Source organism: Pseudomonas sp. GW821-FHT07G06 (assembly GCF_058986625.1).
Genome location: NZ_JBYSVW010000008.1, coordinates 22564 through 42255 on the forward strand (window position 1 = coordinate 22564; position 19692 = coordinate 42255).

At 60.7% G+C, this 19692-nt stretch carries 16 protein-coding genes, 2 tRNA genes and 1 pseudogene; 8 read left to right on the forward strand and 11 right to left on the reverse strand.

Annotated elements, in window-relative coordinates; genetic code table 11:
• Window positions 1–80 precede the first annotated feature (80 nt).
• Window positions 81–1913 (reverse strand): gamma-glutamyltransferase, encoded by a 1833-nt coding sequence (gene ggt / locus AC3WJW_RS14815; protein ID WP_493726530.1) that lies wholly within the window; start codon window positions 1911–1913, stop codon window positions 81–83.
• Between the two features lie 166 nt (window positions 1914–2079).
• On the opposite strand from ggt, the gene AC3WJW_RS14820 reads away from it, so the two are divergent.
• Entirely contained in the window at window positions 2080–3183 is a 1104-nt protein-coding gene (locus AC3WJW_RS14820) for a DUF2817 domain-containing protein (protein ID WP_493726531.1), read from the forward strand.
• Window positions 3184–3338: 155 nt separating this feature from the next.
• Here the strand turns inward: AC3WJW_RS14820 and AC3WJW_RS14825 are convergent.
• Window positions 3339–3415 (reverse strand) — tRNA-Met (locus AC3WJW_RS14825).
• A 126-nt stretch (window positions 3416–3541) separates the two neighbouring features.
• Between AC3WJW_RS14825 and AC3WJW_RS14830 the strand changes: the two are divergent.
• Window positions 3542–3802, forward strand: a pseudogene (locus AC3WJW_RS14830) (LysR substrate-binding domain-containing protein); the annotation flags it as partial.
• Window positions 3803–3817: 15 nt separating this feature from the next.
• Here the strand turns inward: AC3WJW_RS14830 and AC3WJW_RS14835 are convergent.
• Window positions 3818–5875, reverse strand: coding sequence for a methyl-accepting chemotaxis protein (locus tag AC3WJW_RS14835; protein ID WP_493726532.1), 2058 nt, complete (start codon window positions 5873–5875; stop codon window positions 3818–3820).
• A gap of 333 nt (window positions 5876–6208) precedes the next feature.
• Between AC3WJW_RS14835 and AC3WJW_RS14840 the strand changes: the two genes are divergently transcribed.
• Window positions 6209–7426: an MFS transporter gene (locus tag AC3WJW_RS14840; RefSeq protein WP_493726533.1), complete on the forward strand. Its 1218-nt coding sequence runs from the start codon at window positions 6209–6211 to the stop codon at window positions 7424–7426.
• A gap of 186 nt (window positions 7427–7612) precedes the next feature.
• On the opposite strand, the gene ychF is transcribed toward AC3WJW_RS14840, so the two are convergent.
• The 8 genes from ychF to AC3WJW_RS14880 form a co-directional block, all read right to left on the reverse strand.
• Window positions 7613–8713 carry a redox-regulated ATPase YchF gene (gene ychF, locus AC3WJW_RS14845; RefSeq protein WP_103396181.1) on the reverse strand — a complete coding sequence of 367 codons (1101 nt, stop codon included), beginning with the start codon at window positions 8711–8713 and terminating at the stop codon, window positions 7613–7615.
• A 22-nt stretch (window positions 8714–8735) separates the two neighbouring features.
• Window positions 8736–9320: an aminoacyl-tRNA hydrolase gene (pth, locus tag AC3WJW_RS14850; protein WP_020799735.1), complete on the reverse strand. Its 585-nt coding sequence runs from the start codon at window positions 9318–9320 to the stop codon at window positions 8736–8738.
• A 169-nt stretch (window positions 9321–9489) separates the two neighbouring features.
• The gene (locus AC3WJW_RS14855; RefSeq protein ID WP_007973891.1) at window positions 9490–10089 is read right to left on the reverse strand and encodes a 50S ribosomal protein L25/general stress protein Ctc; all 600 of its coding nucleotides are present in this window, start codon (window positions 10087–10089) and stop codon (window positions 9490–9492) included.
• 142 nt (window positions 10090–10231) lie between these two features.
• Window positions 10232–11173, reverse strand: coding sequence for a ribose-phosphate pyrophosphokinase (locus tag AC3WJW_RS14860; protein ID WP_003171603.1), 942 nt, complete (start codon window positions 11171–11173; stop codon window positions 10232–10234).
• Window positions 11174–11219: 46 nt separating this feature from the next.
• Window positions 11220–11294: transfer RNA gene (locus tag AC3WJW_RS14865), tRNA-Gln, on the reverse strand.
• A 36-nt stretch (window positions 11295–11330) separates the two neighbouring features.
• Complete coding sequence (gene ispE / locus AC3WJW_RS14870) at window positions 11331–12182, reverse strand: 4-(cytidine 5'-diphospho)-2-C-methyl-D-erythritol kinase (protein ID WP_493726534.1); 852 nt, start codon at window positions 12180–12182, stop codon at window positions 11331–11333.
• Window position 12183: 1 nt separating this feature from the next.
• The gene (gene lolB / locus AC3WJW_RS14875) at window positions 12184–12801 is read right to left on the reverse strand and encodes a lipoprotein insertase outer membrane protein LolB (RefSeq protein ID WP_493726535.1); all 618 of its coding nucleotides are present in this window, start codon (window positions 12799–12801) and stop codon (window positions 12184–12186) included.
• A gap of 3 nt (window positions 12802–12804) precedes the next feature.
• A complete protein-coding gene (locus tag AC3WJW_RS14880; protein ID WP_493726536.1) occupies window positions 12805–14529 on the reverse strand; it encodes a tetratricopeptide repeat protein in 1725 nt (574 codons plus the stop codon).
• Between the two features lie 312 nt (window positions 14530–14841).
• Between AC3WJW_RS14880 and hemA the strand changes: the two genes are divergently transcribed.
• From hemA to murI, 5 genes are read left to right on the forward strand one after another with little or no spacing between them, the layout of a single operon-like run.
• Complete coding sequence (hemA, locus tag AC3WJW_RS14885; RefSeq protein ID WP_493726537.1) at window positions 14842–16131, forward strand: glutamyl-tRNA reductase; 1290 nt, start codon at window positions 14842–14844, stop codon at window positions 16129–16131.
• Window positions 16128–17210 (forward strand): peptide chain release factor 1, encoded by a 1083-nt coding sequence (gene prfA, locus AC3WJW_RS14890; protein ID WP_007973879.1) that lies wholly within the window; start codon window positions 16128–16130, stop codon window positions 17208–17210. Before hemA ends, prfA begins: the two co-directional genes overlap by 4 nt.
• Complete coding sequence (gene prmC, locus AC3WJW_RS14895) at window positions 17211–18041, forward strand: peptide chain release factor N(5)-glutamine methyltransferase (protein WP_493726538.1); 831 nt, start codon at window positions 17211–17213, stop codon at window positions 18039–18041.
• Complete coding sequence (locus tag AC3WJW_RS14900; RefSeq protein ID WP_493726539.1) at window positions 18035–18790, forward strand: molybdopterin-synthase adenylyltransferase MoeB; 756 nt, start codon at window positions 18035–18037, stop codon at window positions 18788–18790. The genes prmC and AC3WJW_RS14900 overlap by 7 nt, the downstream gene beginning before the upstream one ends.
• Window positions 18783–19574, forward strand: coding sequence for a glutamate racemase (gene murI / locus AC3WJW_RS14905; RefSeq protein WP_493726540.1), 792 nt, complete (start codon window positions 18783–18785; stop codon window positions 19572–19574). Before AC3WJW_RS14900 ends, murI begins: the two co-directional genes overlap by 8 nt.
• Window positions 19575–19692: the final 118 nt, after the last annotated feature.

Consider the following 19692-nt stretch of genomic DNA (forward strand, 5'->3'; position numbering starts at 1 on the left):
GTGCGCTGCGTTTATCCAGTTCACACGCATTATCGTTAACCACCATCGCTGGCAGGCCTTTCATCATTCCAGCGCGTGACTCAATCCCCCAGCGCCTGCCCCTCACGCCGCGGGTCGGCACCTCCCGTCAGCGACGCTTTGCCCTGGGCGTCCTTGATCCGAACAATCGCCTGGGTGCCGCTGGTCATGTCGATTTCGCTCACGCTGTGCCCTTTGTCTTTCAGCGCCTGAATCAGCGCGGGGCTGAACTGGCCCTGTTCCAGTTCTGTCGGGCCGTTGCGGCTGCCGAAGTTGGGCAGGTTGATGGCCGCTTGCGCATCGAGGTTCCAGTCGAGCAGGCCGATGGTGGATTTGGCCACGTATTCGATGATTTGCGAGCCGCCGGGGGAGCCGACAGTGGCGAGGAATTCGCCGCTCTGGCGGTCGAAGATCAGGGTCGGCGCCATGGACGAGCGCGGGCGTTTGCCGGGCTCGACGCGGTTGGCGACTTTCTGCCCGTTTTCCTCGGGGATGAACGAGAAGTCGGTCATCTCGTTATTGAGCATGAAACCCTGAACCATGATGTGCGAGCCGAACGCTGACTCGATGGTGGTGGTCATCGACACGGCGCCGCCTGCGTCATCGACGGCCACCACTTGCGAGGTGGAAATCCGCAGTGGCGAACGGTCCGGCGCATAGGCCACCTGGATGCCCGGCGGCGTGCCGGGTTTGGCCGTGCCCATGCTGCGTTCGCCGATCAGGGCGGCGCGGCTGGCGAGGTAGGCTGGATCGACCAGGCCTTTGACCGGCACGGGCACGAAGTCGGTATCGGCCAGGTACTGCGCGCGGTCAGCGTAGGCCAGGCGTTCGGCTTCAGAGATCAGGTGCACGGCTTGCGGGTCGGGTTCGATGCCGGCCGGGGCCGTGGTCTTGACCGGTTTCAGCGGTGCCAGCGCCAGGCGCTTGTCGCGAGCTTCCAGGGCTTGCAGCGTACCGAGGGTCTGCGCCACGGCGATCCCGCCCGACGACGGTGGTGGCATGCCGCAGACCTGCCAGCGCTTGTAGTCGGTACACAGCGGTGCGCGCTCCTTGGCCTGATAGTTGGCGAGGTCGGTCAGGGATAGGCTGCCGGGGTTGGCGTGACCCTGGACCTTGGCAGCGATTTCCTCGGCGACCGGGCCTTTGTACAGGGCGTCCGGGCCTTCGTGGGCGATGCGTTTGAACACGGCCGCCAGTGCCGGGTTCTTCAGGTTGGTGCCGACGGCTTTAGGGCTGCCATCGGCATTGCGGAAGTAAGCCATCATTTCCGGCGAGCGTGGCATGGACGAATCCGCGGCGATCAACTGGTGCAGGCGTGGCGAAATGGCGAAGCCTTGCCCGGCGAGCCGGATGGCCGGTTCAAACAGCTGCGCCCAGGGTAGACGACCATGTTTTTGATGGGCCAGTTCGAGCGCGCGCAGTACGCCGGGTGTGCCCACCGAGCGGCCGCCAATCTGCGCCTGGGTGAACCCCATCGGTTGTCCATTGGCTTGCAGGAAAAGTTTTTCGGTGGCACCGGCCGGGGCGGTTTCACGGCCGTCGTAGGTGCGCACGGCCTTGCCATCCCAGAGTACGATCAATGCGCCGCCGCCGATGCCCGACGACTGTGGTTCGACCAGCGTCAACACCGCTTGCATCGCAATCGCGGCATCGATGGCGGAACCGCCCCGGCGCAGCATCTCTCGCCCGGCCTCGGCCGCCAGCGGGTTGGCCGCCGCGGCCATGAATTTCTCGGCGTGTTGAGTTTTCAGGTCGGTGCGGAAACCGGAAGCGCTTTCCGGGGCGATTGGCAGCGTCGGCACCGAAGCGTTGTTGCACGCGGCCAGGGTCAAGGCACTGACGATCAGCGCCAGGGCAGGCAGGCGATAGCGGCGCAAAGCGAAGGTTGAGAACACGTGGGGTACTCCGTCCGTTGGATCTACGATCAGTGGACTTTATCGGCCGACCGGGAGGGACGCAAACCGGGTCCCACGGCTCTGACGTTTTTGTCCTTCATCAATGGCAGGAATTTCTGTAGGGTCGTTGCCAACAGACAGGCCAGAAAATCAACAAGAGGCAGACATGCACACCGAGTTCCCAACCCAGCCCGGCTATCGCACCCAGCGTGAACAGTTCCTGGCTGCAGCGGCTGCCGCAGGCGCAACCTTGACTGAATATCCACACCCGCTCAAAGGTCCGTTCGGTGAGTCGCTGAGTACCGATGTGGCGGTGTTGGGTGATCCGGGCGCCAAGCGTCTGTTGATTGCGCTGAGTGGCACTCATGGAGTTGAAGGCTTCTATGGCTCGGGCTGCCAGATCAAATGGCTGCAGGAGTTGGGCAAGCGTTCCCTGCCAAAGGATGTCGCCGTGGTCATGATCCATGCCATCAACCCCTGGGGCATGGCGTGGTTGCGCCGGGTCAACGAAGACAACATCGACCTGAACCGCAATCATCTGGATTTCCAGCGATCGCTGCCGGACAACCAGGCCTATAACACCCTGCATGAAATCTATGCCTGCCCGCAGTTGCACGGCCCCGAGCGTGAGCGTGCCGATGCCTTGCTCGACGAGCAGATCCGCCTGCATGGCTGGCCAGCGGTGATGTCGATTGTCGAGGGCGGTCAGCATGCTCACCCCGATGGCCTGTTCTACGGCGGGCTGGCGCCGAGCTGGTCGAACCGAACGCTGCACCGGATCGTGCAACAGCAGGTGGCCCATGCCGAAGTGGCCATGTGTTTCGACTTGCACACCGGTGCAGGTGAATACGGTCATCCGATGTTACTGACCATCACCGAGTCCGCCTATCCGGCGCTGCCGGATGCGCAGGCGATTTACGGCCCGTGGCTCTACAGCCTGCAAACCGGCGCCGATACCCTGAGCGAAACCGGCGTAGCGGCGACGGCTACCGGCTACACCTCGCAGGCGTTGATCGATGCGCTGCCGCAGGTGCGCTTGATGCCTTTCGTCATCGAATGCGGGACGTATCCGGGGCCGGACGTTCACCGCCATTTGCGCGATGATCACTGGCTGCACTTGCACGGCAACCCGAGTGACGCAGTGGGGCGCGGGATCAAGTTGAACCTGCTGGAGCAGTTCTATCCGGCCGATAGCGATTGGCAGGCGATGGTCTGGTTGCGCACGTGGCAGATCTGGGAGCGGGCGTTGTCGGCATTGCCGACATTGTAGGAGCGAGCTTGCTCGCGATGGTCGTTAACGATAACGCGTGTTTACTGCTTAAACGCGGCGCTCTTGAGTCCATCGCGAGCAAGCTCGCTCCTACAGGCATAAAAAAACGAGGCATAAAAAAACGGCCTACCTTTCGGTAAGCCGTTTTTAGTACTTGGTGGCTACACAGGGACTTGAACCCCGGACCCCAGCATTATGAATGCTATGCTCTAACCAACTGAGCTATGTAGCCAAGTGGCGCGCATTATTCACCGGTAACGGGGATGCGTCAAGCATAAATCTAAAATATTTCTCTGCGCTTTCAACCGTTTATCAAAATCTCTCATCCAGGCAGGGGTGAAGGGCAGCGCTGAAAACCGCCAACGACCTCGACATCCACCTCAATTCGGACGTGCTCTACGTCAACAACGACCACGCGCTGTCGGTGGCCGAGAGCGGGCAGGGCATTGCGTTGGCCAACGAAGTGCTGGTGTGGGTGGTGGATGCGCAAGTGAAGCAGCTGGAAAGCTATCGGGTACTCACGCCGTCCGCCGAGCTCTCGGCGGATGTGGCGTGGTTTATCGAATGGCTCAAGACCGAACTGGAGCAGGACTTCCCGGAAGCGGTGATCCGCGCCTGAGCAGGGCTGCCGGATTCAACTCAAGCGGAAGCGCCCGGTGTTGTCGCTCAAGGCTTTGCTGCCTTGACTCAGGGTGTCCGCTGCCTGGTTCACCGCACGGGCACCTTCGAGCAAACGTAGCGCTGCCTGATCGACCTGCTGGATATTGCCGCTGACCTCGTCGGCGGTACTGGCCTGCTCTTCCACCGCCGTGGCGATGTGCGCCAGGGTATCGGTGACACTCTGCACCGCACTGGCGATTTCCCCGAGCCGTTCACCAAGACCGGTGACCGCTTGTGCATCACTCTCTGCCTGAGTGCACGCGGCCTCCATCAGGTTGACGGCCTCGTTCACGGTGTGGCGCAGGCTGTCGACCGTGCCGGCAATCTGTGCGGTCGACGATTGAGTGCGCTGCGACAGGCTGCGTACTTCATCGGCCACCACCGCAAAGCCACGTCCTTGTTCGCCCGCCCGTGCCGCCTCGATGGCGGCGTTGAGTGCCAGCAGGTTGGTCTGCTCGGCGACGCCGCGAATGGTGTCGACCACCAGTTGAATCTGCTGTCCTTGCTCGCTGACCCGGCCCAGTGCCGCCGCGGTTTCGTTCAGGCGTTGGTTGAGCTGCTGGATGCTCGCGGTGGTGCGCTGGCTGTCGCGGCTGCTGTCGGCGGCAATGCGCCGGGTGTGCTGGGCGCTGCCGGACGCCTGTTCGCAACTGTGGGCGACCCCTTGTGAGGTGGCGGCCAGTTGCGTCGCCGCCGCGGCAATCTGGCTGATCTGCAATTGCTGGGCTTCGACTTCGCCCAGGGCGTCACTGGAATGATGGTTGAGGGTTTGCACCGCGTGGCTCAGTTGCAGGGTTTCGTGATCCACGCCTTGCAGGCTGGTGCGCAGTTGCACCACGGCGACGTTCAGCGCGGTGCTGATGACCGCCAGTTCGTCGCGTCCCTGGACCGGTACTTGCAGGCTCAGATTGCCATCGCGCAAGGCCTCGGCCAGCACCGTGATGCCGCTGGCGCTGCGGCGGATCGAAGCCTGCAAGCAGATGAACAGATACAGTGCAGCCAACAGCAGGCAGCCGAACACGACGGCCACCACAATGAACTGGCGGATCGCCGAGCCGTGGTAGTAATCCAGGCGTTGATCCAGTGACACCAGCGACTGCTGGCGCAACGAGGCGAGGTCGGAGAGCAGGGCGTCGAGACTGTGTTCGAAGTCCTCTGGCTTGAGGTTGATGCTGCCGCCGAACACGCCGTCATCCAGCACCTTCAGGCCCGCATCCAGGCGCTTGAGGCTGTCATGGTATTGCCCGGCCCAGGTTTGCAGGGCGCTGGGCAAGCGCGCTTCGAGCAGACCCGCCGTTTTCACCAACTGTTCTCGTGCATCGCCGATGCGGCTGCGCAGGTCGCGCAGTTGCAGGCGGCTTTGCAGGGTGAACTGCCCGGACACGACCGACGCCTGGCCCACCGCCGCCAGGCGACCGACCCGTTCGATCAGGTCGGGGGCGTGTTGGGTGGAGATCTGCGTCAGCAGATAGGTCTCCAGCCACGGTGCCAGTGTCAGGCGATTGTCCATGGCGATCTGCTCGCGCAAGGCCTGCAGGGCGCTCAGGGCGTTGGTGAAGCGATCGTAGCCATCCGGCCACCAGCCGACGCTGCTCAGGCTTTTTGAGTCGAGGCCATCGAGGGTGGTTTGCAGGGCCTGAAAACGGCTCAGTGTTTCGCTCTCGGCGCGTTCTTTTTGCAGGGCATTGCCCAACTCGACTATGGCCTGGCTGACGGCGGGTTGGACCGCATCGAAGGCCGCCATCGCGGCGAGGGTGGCCGGTGTCGGCTGGCGATTGGTTTCCGTTGCGCGCCAGCGGGCGGCGCGATCACGCTGGGCGGCGAGCAGGTCATCCAGTACATCAAGAGCCAGCAGTTGCCGCACCCCGGCACGCTCGCCGGAGATCAGGCTGAGTTTGTCGCGATAGTCCTGGCCGATCATCCACAGGCTGCCGGCCAGCGGCAGGATAAACAGCAGAAACAACAGCTGGAATTTGCGCGCAAAGCCAAAACGCCCCAGCAATCCGATCCCCGGTGATAAAAAAGCCTGCATGCCCCAAGACTCCTCTGGACACCACGCACCATTGGCGTGCGTCGGAGGTTGTTGCACCGCCGACTCGTGCCCTCTAAAAAGGCCTCGAAAGTTCACCCTTGTCCGCTCTGTAGGCTGACTCTGTGGCGAAACTTCCCATTGTCGGTCTCCTTTGTAAGGAAGCCGCGTTCAAGCCGACAAAGAAGGCAAGATTCAGACCATGGCGTTGCGCCATCAATGTTGTGGCGATGAAAAGCGAGGTCGTTAGCAGGCTAAGGGGATGGCGTTGCCGCACTGAAAAATGGCACATTGACGCACCTGCCCGTTTGTACCTCCTGTTGTTTGGAAATTCCCATGGCTATCAGCAACGCCCAGACCGGCTCAGTGCCGGCGTCCGCTACTCCCCAAAGCAGCCCCTTGGTGATGCGCATCATCGGTGCGGTGGCGCTGGCGCATTTGATCAACGACCTGATCCAGTCGGTGCTGCCGTCGATCTACCCGATGCTCAAGGCCAGCTATGGCCTGACCTTCACCCAGGTCGGCCTGATCACCCTGACGTTCCAGTTGACGGCCTCGCTGTTGCAGCCGTGGGTCGGTTACTACACCGATCGCCACCCCAAGCCGTGGCTGCTGCCGGCGGGTACGATCTGCACTCTGGTCGGCATTCTGATGATGTCGGTGGTTGGCAGCTTCCCGCTGATTTTGCTGGCGGCGGGCTTGATCGGCATCGGTTCTTCGACCTTCCACCCCGAGGCTTCCCGCGTGGCGCGACTGGCTTCGGGCGGGCGCTTCGGGCTGGCGCAATCGACCTTCCAGGTCGGCGGTAACGCAGGCTCGGCGTTCGGCCCGTTACTGGCGGCGGCGATCATCATTCCCTATGGTCAAGGGCACGTGGCCTGGTTCGGCCTGTTCGCGGTGTTTGCGTTGTTCGTGCTGTACCGGATCAGCCGCTGGTACGCCAACCACTTGAACCTGTTCAAGCTCAAGCAAGGTCAGGCAGCGACTCACGGCCTGTCCAAGGGCCGAGTGACCAGCGCGCTGGTGGTGCTCGGGTTGCTGGTGTTCTCCAAGTATTTCTACATGGCCAGCCTCACCAGTTATTTCACCTTCTACCTGATCGAGAAGTTCGACCTGTCGGTCGCCAGTTCGCAGTTGCACCTGTTCCTGTTCCTTGGTGCGGTAGCGGCGGGGACGTTCTTTGGCGGGCCGATCGGCGACAGGATCGGGCGTAAGGCAGTGATCTGGTTCTCGATCCTCGGCGTTGCACCGTTCACCTTGTTGCTGCCCCATGTCGACCTGTTCTGGACCAGCATCCTGAGCGTCGTCATCGGCTTCATCCTCGCCTCGGCGTTCTCGGCCATCGTGGTGTACGCCCAGGAACTGGTGCCGGGCAATGTCGGGATGATCGCCGGGGTGTTCTTCGGTTTGATGTTCGGTTTCGGCGGGATCGGCGCGGCGTTGCTGGGGCATCTGGCGGATATTCACGGCATCGAATACGTGTATTACCTGTGTTCGTTCCTGCCGTTGTTCGGAGTGTTGGCGATCTTCCTGCCTCGGGCCAAAAAGGCCTGACTCGACACAAATCCCCTGTGGGAGCGAGCCTGCTCGCGAAGAGGGAGTGTCAATCGACATGCATGTGGCTGATACACCGCCTTCGCGAGCAGGCTCGCTCCCACAATGGGGCGGTGGTGTGGCGGATGATTGTTTCAGGCATAAAAAAGCCGCGTATCAAACGCGGCTTTTTCTTGGGCGTGTGGCTTACACGTTGAAGCGGAAGTGCATCACGTCGCCGTCCTTGACGATGTAATCCTTGCCTTCCAGACGCCATTTACCGGCTTCCTTGGTACCGGCTTCACCCTTGTACTGGATGAAGTCGTTGTAGGCGATCACTTCGGCGCGGATGAAGCCTTTCTCGAAGTCGGTGTGGATCACACCAGCGGCTTGTGGTGCGGTGGCACCGACGCGTACGGTCCAGGCGCGGACTTCTTCGACACCGGCGGTGAAGTAGGTCTGCAGGTGCAGCATTTCGTAGCCGGCGCGGATCACGCGGTTCAGGCCAGGCTCTTCGAGGCCCAGGGCTTCGAGGAACATGTCTTTCTCTTCGCCGTCGTCGAGCTCGGCGATTTCCGCTTCGATCTTGTTGCACACCGGAACAACCATGGCGCCTTCTTCTTCGGCGATGGCCTTGACCACGTCCAGGTGCGGGTTGTTTTCGAAACCGTCTTCAGCGACGTTGGCGATGTACATGACCGGCTTGGTAGTCAGCAGGTGGAAGCCCTTGATCACCGCTTTCTCGTCGGTGCCCATGTTCTTCATCAGGCTGCGCGCCGGCTTTCCTTCGGTGAAGTGAGCGATCAATTGCTCCAGCAGACCTTTCTGCACCACGGCGTCCTTGTCACCACCCTTGGCATTGCGCGCGACTTTCTGCAGTTGCTTCTCGCAGCTGTCGAGGTCGGCGAAGATCAGTTCCAGGTCGATGATTTCGATGTCGCGTTTCGGGTCGACGCTGTTGGAGACGTGAATCACGTTCTCGTCTTCGAAGCAGCGGACCACGTGGGCGATGGCATCGGTTTCACGGATGTTGGCCAAAAACTTGTTGCCCAGGCCTTCACCTTTCGACGCGCCGGCAACCAGGCCTGCGATGTCGACGAATTCCATGGTGGTGGGCAGGATGCGCTTTGGATTGACGATGGCCGCCAGGGCTTCCAGGCGCGGATCCGGCATCGGCACGATACCGCTGTTCGGTTCGATGGTGCAGAAGGGGAAGTTCTCGGCCGCGATCCCGGATTTGGTCAGGGCGTTGAACAGGGTGGACTTGCCGACGTTAGGCAGACCGACGATGCCGCAATTGAATCCCATGGTGTTTTCCCCGAGGAGTGAGTCAGGCCTTCTGGCTGTGCAGGTTTTTCATCGCGCGGTTCCATTCCCCGGCGAGGATATCCGGCAGCACGCCGAGGGCAAAGTCGATGCTGGCATCGAGTTTTTCCTGTTCGGCGCGTGGCGCACGACCCAGGACGAAATTTGAAACCATACTGGCAACGCCCGGGTGGCCAATGCCAAGCCGCAAGCGATGAAAGGTATTCTGATTGCCCAGTTGCGCAATGATGTCGCGCAACCCGTTGTGACCGCCGTGGCCGCCGCCCACTTTGAGTTTGGCAACGCCCGGAGGCAGATCGAGTTCGTCGTGTGCCACGAGGATTTCTTCAGGCTTGATGCGGAAGAAACCTGCAAGGGCCGCCACGGCCTGGCCGCTACGGTTCATGTACGTGGTGGGAATCAGCAGACGAACATCCTGACCCTGATGCGAAAAGCGCCCGGTCAGGCCGAAATATTTGCGGTCCGCCACAAGGTTCACGCCTTGTGCGTTCGCGATGCGCTCAACAAAAAGGGCCCCTGCGTTATGCCGGGTCTGTTCGTATTCAGCGCCTGGATTTCCCAAGCCAACGATCAGTTTGATGGCAGTCACGATAGGGGCCCTTCATTGGAGTGGTGGATAACATCGCCGCAATCAGGGAAAGCGGCGAAAGTGGACGAAAATTGCTCATTTACCATGATGTAAACTCCGCGTTCTCGCCCGCTTTCTCGCTATGCTCTAGTCCGCGATGTTTCCGGTCACTCCGGCGTACAGAGTAAAATTACTCTGCAGCGCCTTCTGCAGCTTCTGGAGCAACACGTGGCGCGTGGACGTTGGCAACAGCCTTGTCATCGCCGTGTGCCAGGGCTACGAACTCAACGCCTTTAGGCGCCTTGAGGTCCGACAGGTGAATGATCGAACCGATTTCAGCGTTAGCCAGGTCGACTTCGATGAACTCAGGCAGATCTTTCGGCAGGCAGGAAACTTCGATCTCGGCAACAACGTGCGAGATTTCGCCGCCTTTCTTGGTCGGTGCTTCTTCGTTGATGAAGTGCACTGGAACGATAGCGGTCAGTTTCTGGCCAGCGACTACGCGTACGAAGTCAGCGTGCATCACGTGGCCTTTGGCCGGGTGACGCTGCAGGGCTTTGATCACGACGTTCTGCTTGGTGCCACCAACGTTCAGCTCGATGATGTGGCTGTAAGCCGCTTCGTTTTCGAGCAGTTTGGCAACTTCTTTGGCCAGCATGCTGATGGATTCAGGGGCTTTGTCGCCACCGTAAACTACAGCTGGAACCAGGCTTGCGAGACGACGCAGGCGGCGGCTCGCACCTTTCCCCAGGTCGGAACGCACTTCAGCATTCAGAGTAAAATCGTTCATGTTGTATCTCCAAAATAACCACACTCGCCCCAGCGTTTGCGACCAGCGCTAAAGGCGATATGGGCAAAAAAGCCCCGCCCCGACAGGAATGCCGGGGCGGGGCGCTTTTCGTCAACGAGACATTTCGAGAAGGGCAGGGCCCTTAGCGGAACATCGCGCTGATCGATTCTTCATTGCTGATGCGGCGGACCGCCTCGGCAACTACCGGTGCGATATCCAGTTGGCGGATACGCGCACAGGCTTGTGCTGCAGCGGACAGCGGAATGGTGTTGGTCACCACCAGCTCGTCCAGCACGGAATTTTCAATGTTCTCGATTGCCCGACCCGACAGCACAGGGTGCGTGCAGTAGGCGAAAACCTTGGCAGCGCCATGCTCTTTCAGGGCCTTGGCCGCGTGGCACAGGGTGCCGGCGGTATCGACCATGTCATCGACCAGAATACAGGTACGCCCTTCGACATCACCGATGATATGCATCACTTCAGAGTGATTGGCTTTCTCACGGCGTTTGTCGATGATCCCGAGATCCACGCCCAGGGATTTGGCAACGGCACGTGCACGCACGACGCCGCCAATGTCCGGGGACACGATCATCAGGTTTTCGAAGCGCTGATCTTCGATGTCATCCACTAGAACCGGGGAGCCGTAGATGTTATCTACCGGAATATCGAAGAAACCCTGGATTTGGTCAGCATGCAGATCAACCGTGAGAACACGGTCGATGCCGACTACGGTAAGCATGTCAGCCACGACTTTCGCGCTGATAGCCACACGTGCGGAACGCGGACGGCGATCCTGACGGGCATAACCAAAGTAAGGAATAACAGCAGTGATACGAGTAGCCGAGGAGCGGCGGAAGGCATCAGCCATCACTACCAGTTCCATCAGGTTATCGTTGGTCGGAGCGCAAGTCGGCTGAATAATGAAGACGTCTTTACCGCGGACGTTTTCATTGATCTCGGCTGTAATTTCGCCGTCGGAGAATTTACCGACAGAGATGTCACCGAGAGGGATATGCAGCTGACGTACGACACGCCGAGCCAGATCGGGGTTAGCGTTCCCCGTAAAGACCATCATCTTGGACACGCGCAGTACCTGAAGGCTGAGGGTAACCTGGATGAGTATAGGAAAATGGCAGGGGCGGCTGGATTCGAACCAACGCATGGCAGGATCAAAACCTGCTGCCTTACCGCTTGGCGACGCCCCTGTATCTGTTGCAACGATTACCCGGTAATCGGTTCCTTTAGAGCAGACTTTGAAGCTTGCGATGCAACATCGAAACGTTGCTTCCTTTTGCTACAAAACCTGTAAGGGTCTCTGTCAGAAGGGCCGAGACTTTATCAGCTTCAGCTTTGCTTGGGAAGCCCCCAAACACACAACTTCCAGTTCCGGTGAGTTTTGCTTCGGTAAATTTACCTAACAAATTCAAAGCGTTACGTACCTCTGGATAACGCCTTGTTACCACCGGTAAGCAGTCATTTCGACTGTTTCCCTTGGGAACGGGGCGCACTTTAATGGGAGGAGTGTTACGTGTCAACAACGGATCTGAAAAAATTTCTGCCGTACTTACAGAGACTTGCGGTACCAGCACCAGATACCACGGTTCTTCGGGGTCGACAGGGGTCAGTTTCTCCCCCACACCCTCGGCGAAAGCCGCATGACCACGAACGAAAACCGGGACGTCGGCGCCCAGCGTCAATCCCAGGCCAGCCAGGCGATCTTCATCCCAGCGCAATTGCCACAGGTGATTGAGGCCGAGCAGCGTCGTTGCGGCATTCGAACTGCCGCCGCCAATGCCGCCGCCCATGGGCAGGATCTTTTCGATCCAGATATCGACGCCCAGCGAACAACCGGATTGCTCCTGTAGTTTTTTCGCTGCCTTGACGATCAGGTTGCTGTCGTGGGGCACGCCTGCGAACTCGGTGTGCAGCTGAATGACACCATCATCGCGCAGGGCGTAGGTGATTTCGTCGCCGTAATCGAGAAACTGAAACATCGTTTGCAGTTCGTGGTAGCCGTCTTCGCGGCGACCGAGAATGTGCAGCATCAAATTGAGTTTGGCCGGAGACGGCAACGTCAGGCGATTGGCTGGCATGTCATGACCCCAGTTTGCGTGGTTGCCAGGCCTTGATCACCAGGGTGACGTCAAGGTCGGTGCCATGCAGCTTGATGCGCTCGGGCAGCCAGTAACCGTTTTGCTGGGTGTAGTCGGTGTATTCGACCTGCCAGCCATCCTGTTCGAGGTTGGCCAGGCGACTGTCGGTATCCAGGGTCAGGCGACTTTTGCTGTCCGGAGCCGGGAGCCCGCGTACCCACCAGGCCAGATTGGACACCGGCAACTTCCAGCCCAGCTGTTCTTCGAGCAGCACTTCCGGATTCGGCGCGTCGTAGCGTCCCTGGTTGGCGACTTCCAGCGACACCTTGCCCGGACGTCCGGTCAGGCGAGCCGCACCACGGCCCAGTGGCCCGGACAGGCGAATGTCGTAGTAATCCTGGCGCTGCAACCAGAACAGCGTGCCGCTGCCCGAGTCTTTCGGCGCACGGATGCCGATCTTGCCGTCGATCTGCCAGCCATCGAGGCCGGTCAGTTGCTGTTTGTGCTCGCGCCATTGGGCGGCGTTGCCACGTCCCTCGACCGATTCGCGGGGACCAAGGCCTGCGCAACCGGCGAGCAGGGCGATAAAGCTGAAAACGATGAAATGGCGCAAAAACATAACTTAAAGAGTCTCTGATCCGGTCAGGCGTTTGATGGTGCCACGCAGGGTCGGGCTGTCAGGCTGTTCCTTGAGGAATTTGCCCCAGACTTGTCTGGCTTCGCGCTGTTTGCCGTTGGCCCACAGGACTTCGCCCAGGTGCGCGGCGACTTCCTGGTCGGGGAAGCGTTCCAGGGCCTGGCGCAGCAGGCGCTCGGCTTCGTCGAGATTGCCCAGGCGATAATTCACCCAGCCAAGGCTGTCGAGTACCGCCGGATCTTCCGGACTGATCTGGTGTGCCTGTTCGATCAGGGCCTTGGCTTCGGCGTAGCGTGTGGTGCGGTCGGACAGGGTGTAGCCGAGGGCGTTCAACGCCATGGCATTGTCCGGGTCGCGCTTGATGATCGTGCGCAGGTCTTTTTCCATCTGCGCCAGGTCATTGCGTTTTTCCGCCTGCATGGCACGGGTGTAGAGCAGGTTCAAATCGTCCGGGTATTGCTCCAGGGCTTGATGCAGAACGCTCCAGGCCTTGTCGCCCTGATTGTTGGCGGACAGGGTTTCGGCTTCGATGAGGTACAGCTGGATCGCGTAATCCGGCTGCTCGTCGCGCTCTGCTGCCAGCTTTCTTTGCGCTTCGGCGGTCCTGCCGTTGTCTATCAGGATGTCGGCCTGACGCAATTGCGCCGGCAGGAAATCGTTGCCCGGGCCAACCTTGGCGTACTCGATCAATGCGCCTTGCGGGTCGTTTTGTTCTTCGGCGATGCGACCGAGGTTCAGGTGCGCCGAGTCGACATGGCTGTCCCGGGCGATCAGGTCTTCAAGATAACCCTTGGCCTCATTCCAGGCCTTGGCTTCCAGGCAGACCAGTGCCAGGGAATATCGCAGATCGTCGTCTTCCGGGTATTGCTGAACCAGGCTCGAGAACTCGGCCTTGGCATCGTCCATGCGGTCCTGTTCAACCAGCATCCGCGCATAAGTCAGGCGCAGGCGCTTGTCGTCCGGGTATTTCTTGATGCTTTTCTGCAGCAGCGGCAAGGCCTCGTCACCGCGATCGAGGGTTTGCAGCAGGCGTGCGCGCAGCAGAATCGGGGCAATTTCGTCGTCGTCCGGCGGATTGTCTTCCAGCAGTTTCAGTGCGCCTTTGGTGTCGCCATCCTGTTGCATCAGCAGGGCCTTGCCGAAAATCAGCTGGCTGTTGTTCGGATGGCGCTGCAGCAAGCGGTCGAAGCTTTTCATCAGGCCGTTGCGTGTGTCCTGGTCGGTGTCGGCTGCCGACAGCGCCAGGAAGTCGAAATGAGTGTCGCCCTTGCCTTGCAGGACTTTCTCCATATAGACCATGGAGTCGTCATAACGCCCGGCGCGGGCCAGTTGCACGGCAGCGGCGCGTTGCGCTTCGAGGTCGTCGGGGGCGTTTTTCGCCCAGATCAGCGCGGTGTCCAGGGCAGCCTGATCGGCGCCCAGGTATTCGGCGATACGGAATGCCCGCTCCGAGATGCCCGGATCCTGGGTGTTGATGGCCTGGGTCACATAGTTGTCCAGGGCAATGTCGAAACGATTGCGCTGGCCAGCCAGTTCGGCGCTCAACAGGCTGAAGATGGTTTCCTCGCTGAAGGAGCTGTAGACCTTCGGCTTTTCAGGGGCCGGAGTGCTGTCTTCAACCGGCGGCGTACCGTCCGACGAAACGGGTGCCAAAGCCTGGCAGCCGCTGAGGAAGACAAAAGCGAGGAGCAACGCGGAAGATCTATTCATATAGGAAGAGGACGACTAACCTGCGGTCGGATCATCATGACACAAGCTTTAGGCCAAACATAACCGGCCCGCCAATTTACCCAATCCCCGGACTTGCGCGATGCCCCTGTAGGAGCTGCCGCAGGCTGCGATCTTTTGATCTTGAAAAACAAAGTCAAAAGATCGCAGCCTGCGGCAGCTCCTACAAAGAGCCGAAACGAGAATTGCTCGCAACGTTGGCGTCGCCTACCGGTGCGATAGATATCGAGTGGTTGTTCTGACTCCGTCGAAGTAGGACAATTACCGGCTTCACGTCACCATCAGCGACTTTGAATGGCCTTCCTTGCACTCGGTATAAACCACAAGACTGCTTCAGTAGACGTCCGCGAGCGCGTGGCTTTTACCCCTGAGCAGCTGGTTGAGGCCTTGCAGCAGCTCTGCCGACTCACCGACAGCCGCGAAGCTGCGATCCTCTCCACCTGCAATCGCAGTGAACTCTATATAGAACAGGATCACCTGTCGGCGGACGTCGTGCTGCGCTGGCTGGCCGAATATCATCATTTGAGCTACGACGAGCTGCGCGAAAGCGCCTATGTGCATGAAGATGATGCGGCAGTTCGTCACATGATGCGGGTGGCCTCCGGGCTCGACTCGCTGGTGTTGGGCGAACCGCAGATTCTCGGCCAGATGAAGTCGGCCTATGCCGTGGCTCGCGAGGCGGGCACCATCGGGCCGTTGCTCGGGCGGCTGTTCCAGGCCACGTTCAACGCGGCCAAGCAGGTGCGCACCGACACGGCCATCGGCGAGAACCCGGTGTCGGTGGCATTTGCCGCGGTGAGCCTGGCCAAGCAGATTTTCAGTGACCTGCAACGCAGCCAGGCCTTGTTGATCGGTGCCGGCGAGACCATCACCCTGGTCGCGCGCCATCTGCATGACCTGGGTGTAAAGCGCATCGTGGTCGCCAACCGTACCCTGGAGCGCGCCAGTACTCTGGCCGAACAGTTCGGCGCCCATGCGGTGTTGTTGTCGGATATTCCGGCAGAGCTGGTGCGCAGCGATATCGTCATCAGTTCCACCGCCAGCCAGTTGCCGATCCTGGGCAAGGGTGCAGTGGAAAGCGCCTTGAAACTGCGCAAGCACAAACCCATTTTCATGGTGGATATCGCCGTTCCCCGCGACATCGAACCAGAAGTCGGCGAGTTGGACGACGTTTACCTGTATAGCGTCGACGATCTTCACGAAGTGGTCGCCGAGAACCTCAAGAGCCGCCAGGGCGCTGCCCAGGCCGCCGAAGAGATGGTCTCGGTCGGCGCCGAAGACTTCATGGTCCGCCTGCGTGAATTGGCGGCGGTGGACGTGCTCAAGGCCTATCGTCAACAGAGCGAACGCCTGCGCGACGAAGAGTTGCAAAAAGCCCAGCGTATGCTGGCCAACGGCAGCAGCGCCGAAGAGGTGCTGGTGCAACTGGCTCGCGGGCTGACCAACAAACTCTTGCACGCACCGAGCGTGCAGTTGAAAAAGCTCTCTGCCGAAGGTCGCCTGGATGCGCTGGCGATGGCCCAGGAACTCTTTGCCCTCGGTGAGGGCTCATCGGATAGCTTTTCGGATAAAAAACCGCAATGAAAGCGTCACTGCTCAATAAGCTGGATATTCTCCAGGACCGTTTCGAGGAATTGACCGCCCTGCTGGGCGATGGCGAGGTCATTTCTGATCAGAACAAGTTCCGTACCTATTCCAAGGAGTACGCGGAAGTTGAACCGATCGTGGGCACCTATAAAGAACTGCTGAAAGTGCAGGATGACCTCGAAGGCGCCCAGGCTCTGCTCAAGGACAGCGACCCGGACATGCGTGAAATGGCCGTGGAAGAAGTCCGCGAGGCCAAGGAGCGCCTGGTCACGCTCGAGGCCGACCTGCAACGCATGCTGCTGCCAAAGGACCCGAACGACGGGCGCAACGTGTTCCTCGAAATCCGGGCCGGCACGGGCGGCGACGAGGCGGCGATTTTCTCCGGCGACCTGTTCCGCATGTATTCGCGTTACGCTGAGCGTCGTGGCTGGCGGGTAGAGATCCTCTCGGAAAACGAGGGTGAACACGGCGGCTATAAGGAGGTGATTGCCCGGGTCGAGGGCGATAACGTCTACGGCAAGCTCAAGTTCGAATCCGGTGCGCACCGCGTGCAGCGGGTTCCGGCGACCGAATCTCAGGGCCGCATCCACACCTCGGCCTGCACCGTGGCGGTACTGCCCGAGCCGGACGAACAGGAAGCCATCGAGATCAACCCGGCTGACCTGCGCATCGATACCTATCGCTCCTCCGGCGCCGGTGGCCAGCACGTCAACAAGACCGACTCGGCGATCCGCATCACTCACTTGCCGTCCGGCATTGTGGTCGAGTGCCAGGAAGAACGTTCGCAGCACAAGAACCGCGCCCGGGCGATGTCCTGGTTGTCGGCCAAACTGAACGATCAGCAGACCTCCGCCGCGGCCAACGCCATCGCCAGCGAACGCAAGCTGTTGGTGGGGTCCGGTGATCGCTCCGAGCGCATCCGCACCTACAATTTTGCCCAGGGCCGGGTCACCGACCACCGGGTCAACCTGACCTTGTATTCCCTCGACGAGATCCTCGCCGGAGGTGTCGAGGCGGTGATCGAGCCGTTGCTGGCCGAGTACCAGGCCGATCAACTGGCAGCGATAGGTGAGTAAATGACGATCATTGCCAGTTTGTTGCGTGCCGCCGATCTGCCCGACTCGCCGACGGCGCGTCTGGATGCCGAATTGCTGTTGGCGGCGGCGTTGGGCAAGTCCCGCAGTTTCCTGCACACCTGGCCGGAACGTATCGTGCCGAGCGAAGCGGCGCTGACGTTCGCCGAGTATTTGCAGCGCCGCCGCAGCGGCGAGCCGGTGGCCTATATCCTCGGCCAGCAAGGTTTCTGGAAGCTGGACCTGGAAGTGGCACCGCACACGCTGATCCCGCGCCCGGACACCGAACTGCTGGTGGAAGCTGCGCTGGAATTGTTGCCGGCAACACCGGCCAAGGTGCTCGACCTCGGTACCGGCAGCGGCGCGATTGCCCTGGCCCTGGCCAGTGAGCGTCCGGCCTGGAACGTCACTGCCGTGGATCGCGTGCTGGAAGCCGTCGCCCTGGCCGAGCGCAATCGCCAGCGTCTGCACCTGAACAACGCCAAGGTGTTGAGCAGCCATTGGTTCAGTGCCCTGGAAGGTCAGCGTTTTCAGCTGATCATCAGCAATCCGCCCTACATTGCAGCGGCCGATCCGCATCTGGTCGAGGGCGATGTGCGCTTTGAACCGGCCAGTGCCCTGGTGGCCGGTGTCGACGGGCTCGACGATCTGCGTCTGATCGTCGCCCAGGCGCCAGATCATCTCGACGCTGGCGGCTGGCTGATGCTTGAGCATGGCTATGATCAGGCCGAGTCGGTCCGCGACCTGCTGCTGACCCGCGGTTTTGAAGAAGTCCACAGCCGCACCGATCTGGGCGGTCATCAACGCATCAGTCTGGGGCGCCTGCCGTGCTGAATGATCAGGAGTTGCTGCGTTACAGTCGGCAGATTCTGCTGCAACACATCGATATCGACGGCCAGTTGCGGCTCAAGGACAGCCGCGTATTGATCGTCGGACTGGGCGGCCTTGGCGCGCCAGTGGCGCTGTATCTGGCGGCCGCCGGCATTGGCGAGATGCACCTGGCGGACTTCGACACGGTCGACCTGACCAACCTGCAACGCCAGATCATTCACGACACCGACAGCATCGGCATGGGCAAGGTCGATTCAGCGATCAAGCGCCTGACGGCAATCAACCCCGAGATCCGCTTGATTGCCCATCGCGCGGCGCTGGACGAAGATTCCCTTTGCGCCGTGGTGGCCGGGGTGGATCTGGTCCTCGATTGCTCGGACAATTTTTCCACCCGAGAAGCGGTCAATGCCGCGTGCGTGGCCGCCGGCAAACCGCTGGTCAGCGGCGCGGCGATTCGCCTCGAAGGCCAACTGTCGGTGTTCGATCCACGTCGGCCGGAGAGTCCGTGCTACCACTGTTTGTACGGGCACGGCAGCGAAGCCGAACTGACCTGCAGCGAGGCCGGCGTGGTCGGACCGCTGGTGGGGCTGGTCGGCAGCCTGCAAGCGCTTGAAGCGCTGAAGTTGCTGGCCGGATTCGGTGAGCCACTGGTGGGGCGCCTGTTGCTGATCGATGCCTTGGGCACGCGCTTTCGCGAATTGCGGGTCAAGCGCGATCCGGGCTGTAGCGTCTGTGGGTCGAAACATGCGTGAAGCGCCGATTGGCGTGTTCGACTCCGGTGTCGGTGGGCTCTCGGTTCTGGCCGAGATCCAGCGCTTGCTGCCCAACGAGACGCTGATGTACGTCGCCGATTGCGGCAATGTTCCCTATGGCGAGAAAACCCCGGAATTTATCCAGCAGCGTTGCAGTGTGATGGCCGATTTCTTTCAGCAGCAGGGCGCCAAGGCCCTGGTGCTGGCCTGCAACACGGCAACGGTGGCCGGCGTCGCCGACTTGCGTCGCGACTATCCCGAATGGCCCATCGTCGGCATGGAGCCGGCCGTCAAGCCGGCCGCCGCCGCGACCCGCTCCGGCGTGGTCGGGGTGCTGGCCACCACCGGCACCTTGCAGAGTGCCAAGTTCGCCGCGTTGCTCGACCGTTTCGCTACGGACGTGAAAGTGATCACCCAGCCCTGTCCCGGGCTGGTGGAGCTGATTGAAAACGGCGACCTGCATAGCACCGAACTGCGTCAGCTGTTGGCCGGTTATGTCGAGCCACTGCTGGCGGCTGGCGCGGACACCCTGATTCTCGGCTGCACCCATTACCCCTTTCTCAAGCCGATGCTCCGGCAGATGATCCCCGCGGACATCAGCCTGATCGATACCGGTGCCGCCGTCGCGCGGCAACTCCAGCGGCTTTTGGCCGAACGCGAACTGCTCGCCGCCGGGCCTGCCCGTGAAGCGCAGTTCTGGACCAGCGCCGATCCGCTTCATTTCAGAAATATCTTGCCGATACTGTGGAATACCTCTGGCGTTGTGCGAAGCTTCAACCGGTAGAAGGCTGTCTGGGGGGAGTACGAAAAATCGGGGTGAACTTCTGATAAATCGCTGACTTCTATAGTTTTGCTGGGCCAGGCAACAACAAAATCATACGAAATCGTTCGGAAAAGGAAGT

Bases quoted from the DNA above. Each gene is read 5' to 3' on its own strand.
- AC3WJW_RS14820 (WP_493726531.1), top strand. From the start codon at position 2,080: ATGCACACCGAGTTCCCAACCCAGCCCGGCTATCGCACCCAGCGTGAA.
- AC3WJW_RS14835 (WP_493726532.1), bottom strand. From the start codon at position 5,875: ATGCAGGCTTTTTTATCACCGGGGATCGGATTGCTGGGGCGTTTTGGC.
- AC3WJW_RS14840 (WP_493726533.1), top strand. From the start codon at position 6,209: ATGGCTATCAGCAACGCCCAGACCGGCTCAGTGCCGGCGTCCGCTACT.
- ychF (WP_103396181.1), bottom strand. From the start codon at position 8,713: ATGGGATTCAATTGCGGCATCGTCGGTCTGCCTAACGTCGGCAAGTCC.
- AC3WJW_RS14855 (WP_007973891.1), bottom strand. From the start codon at position 10,089: ATGAACGATTTTACTCTGAATGCTGAAGTGCGTTCCGACCTGGGGAAA.
- ispE (WP_493726534.1), bottom strand. From the start codon at position 12,182: ATGCCAGCCAATCGCCTGACGTTGCCGTCTCCGGCCAAACTCAATTTG.
- lolB (WP_493726535.1), bottom strand. From the start codon at position 12,801: ATGTTTTTGCGCCATTTCATCGTTTTCAGCTTTATCGCCCTGCTCGCC.
- AC3WJW_RS14880 (WP_493726536.1), bottom strand. From the start codon at position 14,529: ATGAATAGATCTTCCGCGTTGCTCCTCGCTTTTGTCTTCCTCAGCGGC.
- hemA (WP_493726537.1), top strand. From the start codon at position 14,842: ATGGCCTTCCTTGCACTCGGTATAAACCACAAGACTGCTTCAGTAGAC.
- prfA (WP_007973879.1), top strand. From the start codon at position 16,128: ATGAAAGCGTCACTGCTCAATAAGCTGGATATTCTCCAGGACCGTTTC.
- prmC (WP_493726538.1), top strand. From the start codon at position 17,211: ATGACGATCATTGCCAGTTTGTTGCGTGCCGCCGATCTGCCCGACTCG.
- murI (WP_493726540.1), top strand. From the start codon at position 18,783: ATGCGTGAAGCGCCGATTGGCGTGTTCGACTCCGGTGTCGGTGGGCTC.